This window comes from Pseudomonas sp. GW821-FHT11G12 (genome assembly GCF_058808055.1).
Map to the genome: position 1 here is coordinate 160,816 of NZ_JBXARH010000006.1, position 11,248 is coordinate 172,063.

Sequence of the window (11,248 nt, forward strand, 5' to 3'; positions counted from 1 at the left end):
GGTGGGCGTTCTGCCCACCGCTTCCCGATCAGTCATGAATACACTTGCCTATGAGTTTTCCGCAGCACAACGACGCGTACTGGATCGATACACGAATTTCCTGGGCTCTCTGAACCCAACCTTCAATAACATTCCTTTGGTGTTCGAGCGCCGCAGAGCCATCGGTCATCAAATGGCGGTACTGGCCAACGATTCGCGTTTGAACAACGCCAGGTTCAATGCGCGCTACTTGCAGGAGTTCTGGGAGCGTACTGAAGACGCTCGACGCCTGTGCAGCACATATGTTGCGGATCTCACCCTGTTCACCGCTGAGACTCAGGAAATCATCAAAAACACCTCAAGGAACGAGCCCCTCAGTCAGGTGGATTTCAAGTTGTACAGTTTATCCAGGTCGCCAACCTGGAAGTTGTTTCCGCCCACTGATGTGCCGGATCTGATTCACGAACTGGCACTTCGGTTTTCCTCGCTGAGGGCGGCGATACGCCAACTGAAATACACCATCGCTGAGGTGCATGACGAGTCGTTCGGGCTTAAGTCGGTGTTCATCAGGGCGATGGATCATCGCTCGTGCCAGTGTCATACCCAACCGACAGTGGTCGAGGAGTTGTTTCGCGAAGCGCGTACAGCACCAGCCTGGGACTTCGCTTGGTCGTCAGCTGATCCGCTCGTAAAAGCCGCAGAGTACAAAACCGATATCGCCGCGTTGTTTAACGGACTGGCTTCCGTGAGTTCGCAACTCAGCGTGTTTCTCGAAGAGACCGGCTTACGCATCGATACTGTGTTCAATGAGTTGTTGAGAGCTGAACGTGTATCGAAACTCGGGGAGTTGAATTTCCAGCTCGCCGCCTCGAAGGAGGGCGCTGAAGAGTTCATGGAGATGATCAATCACCTTGAGACTTGGCTGCGCAAATAAAAAAGGCCCATGCATGCATGGGCCTTTTCAGTTGAAGCGTCGCTTACACGTAGAACGATTTCAGCGGCGGGAAGCCATTGAACTCTACGGCGCTGTAACTGGTGGTGTACGCACCGGTCGACAGCCAGTACAGGCGATCACCGATCGCCAGGTTCAGCGGCAGGCCGTACTTGTAGTTTTCGTACATGATGTCGGCGCTGTCGCAGGTCGGGCCGGCGATGACCACTTCTTCCATCTCGCCTTTTTTCTCGGTCCAGATCGGGAACTTGATCGCTTCGTCCATGGTTTCGATCAGGCCGGAGAACTTGCCCACATCGGTATAAACCCAGCGCTCGACGGCGGTACGGGACTTACGTGCAACCAGTACCACTTCGCTGACCAGGATACCGGCGTTGGCGATCAGCGAACGACCCGGCTCCAGAATGATTTCCGGCAGGTCATCACCGAAGTCTTCCTTCAGGAAGCGGATGATCTCTTCGGCGTAGGTTTCCAGGCTGTTGGTGCGGGTGATGTAGTTGGCCGGGAAGCCGCCGCCCATGTTGATCAGCTTGAGGTGGATGCCGTCTTCTTCTTTCAGGCGCTCGAAGATCACTTTTACCTTGGCGATCGCCGCGTCCCAGACGCTGATGTCGCGCTGTTGCGAACCGACATGGAACGAAATGCCGTACGGCACCAGACCCAGGTCGCGGGCGAGGATCAGCAGGTCCATGGCCATGTCGGTCTGGCAGCCGAACTTGCGCGACAGTGGCCAGTCAGCCGTGGTCGAGCCTTCGGTCAGGATGCGCACGTAGATTTTCGAGCCCGGCGCAGCCTTGGCGATGTTGCGCAGGTCGGCTTCGGAGTCGGTGGAGAACAGACGCACGCCCTTCTCGTAGAAGTAGCGGATGTCCTTGGATTTCTTGATGGTGTTGCCGTAGCTGATGCGGTCCGGGCTGACGCCACGGCCCAGCACTTTGTCCAGCTCATAGATCGAGGCGATGTCGAAGCTCGAACCTTTCTCTTTGAGCAGGTCGATGATCTCGACGGCCGGGTTGGCCTTGACCGCGTAGTAGACCTTGGCGAATTCGAAACCGGCGCGCAGGTCATCGTAGGCCTGGGCGATCATCGCGGTGTCGATCACCACGAACGGGGTTTCCTGTTTGTCGGCGAACGCCTTCATTTTGTCAAAAGTGGCGCGCGCGAAATAGTCTTCGACCTGGATCGACATGCTGGGAGCTCCTATGGGCAAACTCGTAAAAACAATGGGTGCAAATGAACGCCCTCCGTATCCCCACTTTGGTTCGCCTACTTCCCAAGGCATGTCGCCGAAAGCAAAAAGGCCATGGGAAATGTAGCTTTCTTTCCCTTGGCCTTGCTGTCTCGTCGTCAGTACTTGAGCCGGATGGATCGTTTCCAGCATGGACGTTCGGCGCGAACTTTAGGGCGTGAGGGGCCTGAGATCAACTAAAAATGTCGCGTTTTTGCACGCTTCTGACGTGCGTCGCGGATATCACTCTTTGTAGCCGACCGAGATGACGGTCAGATGTTCCGCAATAATTTTCAGGTGTTAAAAATACCTGCACGTTCGAAGCTGATGTGTGCCAACTCTCCGGTAAGTACGATCACTTCAACATCGGCGACGTTGGCAGCGAGAAGGGAAGTTGAGAGGGAAGTTGCTGGTTTGGGCTGACATCTTCGGCCGGGCTCAGCCTTCTGATGTGTTGATATTTCTTGCCGGCTCATCGTCGGCAAAAAAATCACGGCTTTCATGTTCCGGCGGTCGAAAAAAAGGCTTGTGAACAGCACTTTTGCTTTTGATCAGGCCGCCGCCTCGGCTGGCGACACAATATTGGTCTTCATTCCGCGTGAACGACCTGAACTCAGTTACGCCGCAATCGATTCCTGGGTGACCTCGCCGAGCATCATTCGCTTGGCACTCAATCGCAATCTGGCTATAGCCCAGCCTGTTTTGATTTCGAAAAAATATGGCGGGCCTTTTACCTACTGTCAGTTCTGACAGGTGCTTAATTTCTGAATTGTTATTAGGGTGATTGCACAGTCGTCGTGCTGGATTTATTTGGATGCCATTCCGAAAGATGAGCTTGAAGGTGCACGTTTTTGCACGATAGAAGTTCAATCTTTGATGTGGCTTATAGCTTTGTGGAGGCAGGAAAAATGAACAGGCTATTAGTGTGGATAGTTGTTTTGTTGCTTTCGGGATGTGTGACTCATGATCTTGCTCCGAATGTTACGACCGACAAAAATGCCCAAGCTGTGCAGTCCGCAAGTGCAGGAACAACACAGTCCTTTACCGGGCCTGAAACAGCGGCTTATTTGACGGAGTACTACAACAACACTATTTCTATGTGTCGGGCCAATCCCAGCGCCCCCGCATTCTTGTGTAGCGGGGTGCCGGTGCGTGCGACACAGCACTCCACCGCCTTTCATTTCTGGAACCCGAATCCTTCCAGCACCGGCGTTTCATTTTCCTGGTTGCGCAAGGACGCCAAGTTCAGCAAGTTGGTGTTTGGCTACAATAATGGTTTTATTTTCAGTCCTTATTTCTACAACCCCACGGGAAAGATCGAACCGGAAATTTTGTGTTTTTTTCCAGTAGATGGCGCAACAACCTCGCGAACCAATAGTGGTTGCGGAGAAACCCCTGGCGTCCCCAGCAGTTCTCCATGTCAGGCGCAGAACATTAATACGGCTGCGCAATATATCGTCCACTACAACAGCCAGCCGAACAAGTACGGATACCTGTGCGGATTTGATGTTCGCGATGTTCTGAATGAAAAGGCCACCGAAGCATTCAATGAGGCAATCAAGGCTCAAGGGCAAGGGGGAACGTTTGCTTTCAATACACAAAACGAGTTCAGACTGGAAAACTGGGGGCAGGGCAAAGGCGCGGTATTGCCGATCATGGCCGTTTTCTACCTCAACGATACCGGCAAGGTCGCTGCGCAATACGACCAACGGGATTTCAAGACGCAAACCGGAATCTGGGTACCGATGATACGTATGACGCTTCCACAGGTTCAAACGAACGACGCGAAGTTTGAATTCATCCCCGCCGATCAGGCCATTTCCTCCTGAACAAAAAAGGGCGGTGCTTACCCACAAGCACCGCCCTTTTTTACAGCCCGTTCTTCATGCCACCGCAACTTCCGCCGGCGACACAATGCTGGTCTTGCCCCCACGGGACTTGCCGGAGCTCAAATACTCGGCAATCGACTCCTGAGTCACCTCCCCAAGAAACACCCGCTCGGCATCCATCACCGGCAACCATGACCGATTGAACTCGTACATCCGCGACAACAGAATCCGCAGATGCTCGTCGTACGCAGCGGTAGCGTTGAACTCCCGGAGGAACTGCGCACAGGTGCCGGTCTGACGATGCAGGTCACGACGGCGCACATAACCCAGCGCCTTGTTCTCACCGTCAGTCACGACGACATAGCGGCGGTCATGCTCGTCCATCAACTCCAGCGCATCGGTCACCGGAGTTTCCGGGCTGACGGACGGCGCGTTGTCTGCCGCGTCTTCGGCTTTTACCAGCAACAGACGTTTCAACGTGCTGTCCTGGCCGACGAAGTTGCTGACAAAGTCGTCTGCCGGATGGGCGAGCAGAGTGTCCGGATGGTCGATCTGCAACAGCTTGCCGGCGCGGAAGATCGCGATCTTGTCGCCGAGCTTGATCGCTTCATCGATGTCGTGGCTGACCATGATCACGGTCTTGTTCAGCGCGCGCTGCATTTCGAAGAACTCGTTCTGGATCATCTCGCGGTTGATCGGGTCGACCGCACCGAACGGTTCGTCCATCAGCAACAGCGGTGCATCCGCTGCCAGTGCACGGATCACGCCGATCCGTTGCTGCTGGCCGCCGGACAATTCGCGTGGATAACGATGTAGATACTGCTTGGGCTCAAGCTTGATCATGCTCATCAGTTCGCGGGCGCGGTCGTGGCATTTCTGTTTGTCCCAGCCGAGCAGTTTCGGCACCACCACAATGTTCTCTTCGATGGTCATGTTCGGGAACAGACCGATCTGCTGGATCACGTAGCCGATGTTGCGACGCAGGGTCACTTCGTCGAGGTCGGTGGTGTCTTCGCCGTTGATCAGGATCTTGCCGGAGGTCGGCTTGATCAGGCGGTTGATCATTTTCAGCGTGGTGCTTTTGCCACAGCCCGATGGCCCGAGGAATACGCAGATTTCGCCTTCATTGACGGTCAGGCTCACCGAGTCCACGGCTTTCACATCTTTGCCGTTGCTTTGGAAGGTCTTGCTGAGGTTTTGAAGTTCGATCATTTGAGTAATCCTTTTGGAGTCAAAGAGCGTTGCAGCCACTGCAAAAACAGGTCGGCGAAGATCGCCAGGAGACTGACCAGCAGCGCGCCGACGATCAGCATCGACATGTCGCTGCGGCTGATGGAGGCGAGGATCAACACGCCGAGGCCGCCGGCGCCGATGGTCGCGGCGATGGTCATCACGCCGATGTTCATCACCACGGCGGTGCGCACACCGGCGAGGATCACCGGCACTGCAATCGGCAACTCGACCATGCGCAGGCGCTGGCCGAAGGTCATGCCGATGCCGCGTGCGGCTTCGCGGATGCCCGGCTCGACACCGGTCAGGGCGAGGTAGGTGTTGCGCATGATCGGCAGCAGTGAATAAAGGAACACGGCGGTGATCGCAGGCATCGGGCCGAGGCCCTGGCCGAATTTTGAGTAGAACGGCAGCAGCAGGCCGAACAACGCAATCGACGGCACGGTCAGCAGCACCGTGGCGCTGGCCTGCAAGGGACCGGCGAGGCTCGGGAAACGCGTCATCAGAATGCCCAGCGGCACGCCGATGAGAATCGCCAGGCTGACGGCGATGCCGACCAGCGTGATGTGCTGCCAGGTCAGGTGCATCACCTGCTGCCAGTCGAGGTGGGAAAAGGCGTTCAGGAATTCCATGACTTTTCCTCCTTTAGTTCAATGGGTGCTGGCGCAGGAAATCGGCGGCGACTTTCGACGGGCTCTCGTGATCGACATCGACCCGCGCATTGAGCTGGCGCATGGTTTCGTCGTCGAACAATTCGGCCAGCGGCTTGAGTTGCTCCGCCAGTTGCGGGTGGGCGTCGAGGTAGGCCTGACGCACGACTGGCGCAGCGGTGTAGTCCGGAAAGTAATGCTTGTCGTCTTCCAGCAGCTTCAGGCCGAATGCGTTGAGGCGACCGTCGGTGGTGTAGACCAGACCGGCGAACACCTGGCCGTTGCGAAGTGCGGTGTAGACCAGTCCTGCGTCCATCTGCCGGATGTTCTGGCGGGTCAGGTTCATGTCGTACAGCTTGACCATGCCGTCCAGACCGTCCGAGCGGTTGGCGAACTCGGTGTCCAGCGCCACCAGATGATTGCGCTTGGCTTCGCTGCGCAGCACGTCGTTCAACTGGCTGATGTTGCTGATCTGCGGATATTGCTCAGCGACCTTTTTTGGCAGGGCGAGGGCGTAGGTGTTGCTGAATTTCGACGGCGTGAGCCAGACCAGACCCTTTTTCGCGTCGAGTTCTTTGACCCGGGCGTAAGACTGTTCGCTATCGAGCTTTTCGGTGACATGGTTGTAGGCCACCAGCGACACGCCGGTGTATTCCCAGAGCATGTCCAGTTGCCCGCTTTCGTGGGCGCTGCGGGCCAGGTTGCTGCCCAGACCACCGGTGATCTGCGCGTCGTAGCCTTTGCTGCGCAGGTATTGGGCGGTGATTTCCGCGAGCAGGGTTTGTTCGGTGAACACGCGGGCACCGAGGCGAATGAGCGGCTTTTCCGCCGCCTGGGCAAATCCTGCGAACAGCAGGGCACAGCTCAGAATCAAACTAAGTCGTTTCATGAATATTCCTTTGCCGAAGCCTTAAGACGGGCGCAAACCGCGTTCCAGCCAGAGACGGCTGGCGAGGGTGACCACGCCATCGAGCAGCAGGGCCAGCAGCGCGGTGCACGCGGCGCCGAGCAGCAGTTGCGGCTGATTGTTCAGGGCGATGCCGGGGAAAATCAGGCTGCCGAGGCTGTTGGCGCCGATCAGGAAGGCCAGCGGCGCAGTACCGACGTTGATCGCCAGCGCCACGCGCACACCGCCGACGATGATCGGCACGGCGTTGGGCAATTCGACCTGCCACAGCACCTGCTGCGGGGTCATGCCGATGCCGACGGCGGCTTCTTTCAGCGAGCCCTGGACGTTTTTCAGGCCTTCGTAGGTGTTGCGCACAATCGGCAAAAGAGAGGCGAGGAACAGGGCGAAGATCGCCGGGCCGCTGCCGATGCCGAGAACCCCCAGGGCAATCGCGAGTACGGCCAGTGGTGGCACGGTGTTACCGATGTTGAAGATCTGCATGAAGCGTTCGGCGCGGCCGACCATGGTCGGGCGGCTCAGGAAGATACCGGCGGGGATGCCCACGACAAGGGCGGCCAGCATTGAAGCGAGGACGAGAATCAGATGAGCTTGCAGGTAAAACAACAAATCGTCGCGGTAGTGTTCGATCGTGTTGATGCCGATCCAGTGGACCAGCAGGGCCAGGAGCGCGATCACCACCGCACCTCCCATCAGCCCTTTGCCATAGCGGATAGCCACAGGCGGACTCCTTTTTTATAGTCGGCGAACGCCGTCCCGAGTGGCATGCCATGCCTGGCTGCCGGGAAAATAACGTTCGCGAGAAGCAGCTCCCCCAGCACCGGCAACAGCGGTCTGAAAGCGAGCCATGAGCGCAGCCTCGTCAGGCTAACTTGCTGATTTTTCAGCCCCTGACGAAAAGTCGTAACAGGGGATGGACGTCTCCGTGCTTTAAAAGGTTCCCATCCACGGCAGCATTTGGCCACCCTTAATGTGCTCAACGGTTCGGTTATTGCGTTGACTTGGGCTATAATCGCGGCCCTTTTTTGAATCACCGCCAGGCGATTTCCCATGACCAACCAGGCCGCCGAAGTCGCGAAACGCCGCACTTTCGCCATTATTTCCCACCCCGATGCCGGTAAAACCACCATCACCGAAAAGCTCTTGCTGATGGGCAAGGCGATTGCCGTGGCCGGTACGGTGAAATCCCGTAAATCCGACCGCCACGCGACATCCGACTGGATGGAGATGGAAAAGCAGCGGGGTATCTCGATTACCACGTCGGTCATGCAGTTCCCGTATCGCGAACACATGATCAACCTGCTCGACACCCCGGGCCACGAAGACTTCTCCGAAGATACTTACCGCACCCTGACGGCGGTGGACTCGGCCTTGATGGTCCTCGACGGCGGTAAAGGTGTAGAGCCACGTACCATTGCGCTGATGGACGTCTGCCGTCTGCGTGACACGCCGATCGTCAGCTTCATCAACAAACTCGACCGTGACATTCGCGACCCGATCGAACTGCTCGACGAAATCGAAGCCGTCCTGAAGATCAAGGCTGCGCCGATCACCTGGCCGATCGGTTGCTACCGCGACTTCAAGGGTGTGTATCACCTCGCCGACGACTACATCATCGTCTACACCGCCGGTCACGGTCACGAACGCACCGAAACCAAGATCATCGAGAAGCTCGACTCCGACGAAGCCCGCGCACACCTGGGCGACGAGTACGATCGTTTCCTCGAACAGCTGGAACTGGTGCAGGGCGCCTGCCACGAATTCAATCAGCAGGAGTTCCTCGACGGTCAGCTGACCCCGGTGTTCTTCGGTACGGCGCTGGGTAACTTTGGTGTCGACCATGTTCTCGACGCCGTGGTCGACTGGGCACCGCGTCCGCTGGCCCGTGTGGCCAACGAGCGCACCGTGGAGCCGGTGGAAGAGAAGTTCTCGGGCTTCATCTTCAAGATCCAGGCGAACATGGACCCGAAACACCGCGACCGTATCGCCTTCATGCGTATCTGCTCCGGCAAGTACGAGAAAGGCATGAAGATGCGCCACGTGCGCACCGGCAAGGACGTGCGCATCGGCGACGCCCTGACGTTCTTCTCCTCCGAGCGTGAGCAACTGGAAGAGGCGTACGCCGGCGACATCATCGGTCTGCACAACCACGGCACGATCCAGATCGGCGACACCTTCAGCGAAGGCGAAAGCCTGGGCTTCACCGGTATCCCGCACTTCGCCCCGGAACTGTTCCGCCGAGTACGCCTGCGCGATCCGCTGAAATCCAAGCAACTGCGCCAGGGCCTGCAACAGCTGGCCGAAGAAGGCGCGACCCAGGTGTTCTTCCCGGAGCGCAGCAACGACATCATCCTCGGCGCCGTCGGTGTGCTGCAGTTCGATGTGGTCGCCAGCCGCCTGAAAGAGGAATACAAGGTCGAGTGCTCCTACGAGCCGATCACCGTGTACTCCGCGCGCTGGATCGAATGCGGCGACAAGAAGAAACTTGAGGAATTCTCCAACAAGGCTGTGGAAAACCTGGCACTGGACGGCGGTGGTCACCTGACCTACCTCGCTCCGACCCGCGTCAACCTGGCCCTGATGGAAGAGCGCTGGCCGGACGTGAAATTCCGTGCGACGCGTGAGCACCACTAAGCGCTGACCGGTGACGCCCGAAAGCCCACTGATAAAACAGTGGGCTTTTTTTTGCCTGTTGATTGAGTATGGGCGGGTCCATTTGATCCGGGTGCGAACCTGCGGCGAAGAATGATCAAGGAGGGATCAAGGTAATGACCGGTCGGTTGATTCATCTGCTGCGACTCGACGGTTACTTCAGCACCATGGCCTGGGTGCTGGCGGCGCTGTTGTTCATCAATCGGCTGAGCAGCATGGTCAAGCTGTTCATGGCGCTGTATCTGCGTCAGGAACTGGGCTTCGCCATCGAGACCGTTGGCTGGCTGTTGGCGGCGTACGGCGGCGGGCTGTTGATCGGTTCGATGTTGGGCGGCTTGCTCAGTGACCATGTCCGCACCGCTCGGCTGACGGCGGCGCTGTTCTTCGTTTCAGCGTGGGTGCTGCTCGGGCTCGGGCTGGTCACGCAGGTGCCGTTGCTGGCCGGGCTGCTGTTGCTCAGCGGTACGATCGACGGCGCGATCCGTACGCTGCATCAACGCTTGATCATGGAGTATTGCGAGGTTGCGCAGCGCCCACGGGCGCAGGCCTTGAGCCGTATCGCGCGAAACCTCGGGATGGCCGCCGCCGGTATCGCGGGCGGTGTGCTGGCGCAGACGGATTTTCGCTGGGTGTTCTTCATCAGTGCGGCGCTGACGCTGGTGGCGTTGCTCTGGTTTGTCCGCACGACCTGGCGACGACCGATTCTTGTCCCGCAAGAAACACCTGAGACGCAGACCGGCTCCGGCCTGCCGTATCGCGACAAGCCATTCCTCTGGCTGCTGGCGGCGACCGTCCTGCTCGGCATGGCGTTCGACACGGTCTACAGCACGCTCGGCAACTACCTGCGCGATTACTATCGCTTGAGCACCGAGGCCATCGGCTGGCAGTTCGCGATCAACGCAGTCCTTGTCGTGGCGCTGCAGATTCCAATCTCGCATTGGGGCGAACGCTGGGGCTCGTGTCGGCCATTGATTGCCGGCTGCATACTGCTGGCGGTCGGGCTCGGCATGTTGCCGCTGGGTTCCGGTTTGTTTTATGCCTGCCTGTCGACGGTGGTCTGGACCCTCGGTGAAGCGCTGTTCATGCCGCCGCTGAATGTGCTGGTCATGCAGCATGCGCAACGCGGAAAAAGCGGTCAGTACTTTGGTCTGTTTTTCATGGCCTGGAGTGCGAGCGCGCTGCTGTCACCGGTGCTGAGCGGTCAGCTTTACGGGCAGTTCGGTGGTCACAGCGTCTGGGTGGCCAGTGCGGCGCTGGCGCTGATGTCCGTCCCGTTGGTGTATCTGGCGACCCGTTTGCGGGTGACGGGCAAGCAGCCCTTGCAAACCCGCAAGACCGCCTCGCTTAGCTGATCCGGTTATGGAGGTTATTCGAAAGCGGTCTGTCCACCCGCAGCAATTATGGGCATTGGTTAGCGTCCTATCTGGTGAACCCGGCTGATCGGAACTAGATTTTATTCAGCGCCGGATCGGCACTCTGGCTTCAATCACGAAAGGATGGAAACGCTCATGAGCATTTTTCAACGCATAGTGTTGTTGCTTAAGGTTTTGGTGATGCTGACGCTCGGCACCACGGCGGCATGGGCGAGTACTGGCGGCCCACCGCAAGGTTTTAACGCTACCCATGGCCACGCAGCGGTGATCATGCTCGCCAAGTCCGAGTCCGAACCGGGTGATCAGGATCAGGGCGGCAGCAAGGACGATGACGACTCGACCACCGACGAGCCGGATACCGATGATCCGGATGATGGCGACAGCCAGACGTAGATTGCAGACAAAAGAAAACCCCTTCTTCCCCGACTGATGCGCAATCGAAGAAGAA

General features: G+C 57.9%; 11 protein-coding genes and 1 pseudogene. 5 read left to right on the forward strand and 7 right to left on the reverse strand.

Going from position 1 to position 11,248, the window contains the following annotated elements:
• Position 1 precedes the first annotated feature (1 nt).
• On the forward strand, positions 2-913 hold the full coding sequence (locus AC1RR7_RS19190) for a hypothetical protein (RefSeq protein WP_493158188.1): 912 nt from the start codon (positions 2-4) through the stop codon (positions 911-913).
• A gap of 43 nt (positions 914-956) precedes the next feature.
• Here AC1RR7_RS19190 and AC1RR7_RS19195 read toward each other — a convergent pair whose 3' ends face one another.
• The 3 genes and pseudogenes from AC1RR7_RS19195 to AC1RR7_RS19205 form a co-directional block, all read right to left on the reverse strand.
• Positions 957-2,120 (reverse strand): type III PLP-dependent enzyme, encoded by a 1,164-nt coding sequence (locus AC1RR7_RS19195; RefSeq protein WP_102619415.1) that lies wholly within the window; start codon positions 2,118-2,120, stop codon positions 957-959.
• 332 nt (positions 2,121-2,452) lie between these two features.
• Positions 2,453-2,662, reverse strand: coding sequence for a hypothetical protein (locus tag AC1RR7_RS19200; protein WP_493158190.1), 210 nt, complete (start codon positions 2,660-2,662; stop codon positions 2,453-2,455).
• Positions 2,663-2,710: 48 nt separating this feature from the next.
• Positions 2,711-2,815: pseudogene (locus tag AC1RR7_RS19205) on the reverse strand (hypothetical protein); the annotation flags it as partial.
• A 195-nt stretch (positions 2,816-3,010) separates the two neighbouring features.
• On the opposite strand from AC1RR7_RS19205, the gene AC1RR7_RS19210 reads away from it, so the two are divergent.
• On the forward strand, positions 3,011-3,988 hold the full coding sequence (locus AC1RR7_RS19210; RefSeq protein ID WP_273540812.1) for a hypothetical protein: 978 nt from the start codon (positions 3,011-3,013) through the stop codon (positions 3,986-3,988).
• 54 nt (positions 3,989-4,042) lie between these two features.
• Here AC1RR7_RS19210 and AC1RR7_RS19215 read toward each other — a convergent pair whose 3' ends face one another.
• From AC1RR7_RS19215 to AC1RR7_RS19230, 4 genes are read right to left on the reverse strand one after another with little or no spacing between them, the layout of a single operon-like run.
• Positions 4,043-5,200 carry an ABC transporter ATP-binding protein gene (locus tag AC1RR7_RS19215; RefSeq protein ID WP_273540810.1) on the reverse strand — a complete coding sequence of 386 codons (1,158 nt, stop codon included), beginning with the start codon at positions 5,198-5,200 and terminating at the stop codon, positions 4,043-4,045.
• Positions 5,197-5,850, reverse strand: coding sequence for an ABC transporter permease (locus AC1RR7_RS19220; protein WP_085729571.1), 654 nt, complete (start codon positions 5,848-5,850; stop codon positions 5,197-5,199). The genes AC1RR7_RS19215 and AC1RR7_RS19220 overlap by 4 nt, the downstream gene beginning before the upstream one ends.
• A 13-nt stretch (positions 5,851-5,863) precedes the next feature.
• A complete protein-coding gene (locus AC1RR7_RS19225) occupies positions 5,864-6,757 on the reverse strand; it encodes a glycine betaine ABC transporter substrate-binding protein (RefSeq protein WP_493158192.1) in 894 nt (297 codons plus the stop codon).
• 21 nt (positions 6,758-6,778) lie between these two features.
• Positions 6,779-7,468 carry an ABC transporter permease gene (locus tag AC1RR7_RS19230; RefSeq protein WP_493158271.1) on the reverse strand — a complete coding sequence of 230 codons (690 nt, stop codon included), beginning with the start codon at positions 7,466-7,468 and terminating at the stop codon, positions 6,779-6,781.
• A 357-nt stretch (positions 7,469-7,825) separates the two neighbouring features.
• On the opposite strand from AC1RR7_RS19230, the gene AC1RR7_RS19235 reads away from it, so the two are divergent.
• The 3 genes from AC1RR7_RS19235 (at position 7,826) to AC1RR7_RS19245 (ending at position 11,193) form a co-directional block, all read left to right on the forward strand.
• Positions 7,826-9,409: a peptide chain release factor 3 gene (locus AC1RR7_RS19235; RefSeq protein ID WP_096818886.1), complete on the forward strand. Its 1,584-nt coding sequence runs from the start codon at positions 7,826-7,828 to the stop codon at positions 9,407-9,409.
• A gap of 134 nt (positions 9,410-9,543) precedes the next feature.
• Positions 9,544-10,779: an MFS transporter gene (locus tag AC1RR7_RS19240; RefSeq protein ID WP_493158193.1), complete on the forward strand. Its 1,236-nt coding sequence runs from the start codon at positions 9,544-9,546 to the stop codon at positions 10,777-10,779.
• A 156-nt stretch (positions 10,780-10,935) separates the two neighbouring features.
• Entirely contained in the window at positions 10,936-11,193 is a 258-nt protein-coding gene (locus AC1RR7_RS19245; protein WP_096818890.1) for a hypothetical protein, read from the forward strand.
• Positions 11,194-11,248: the final 55 nt, after the last annotated feature.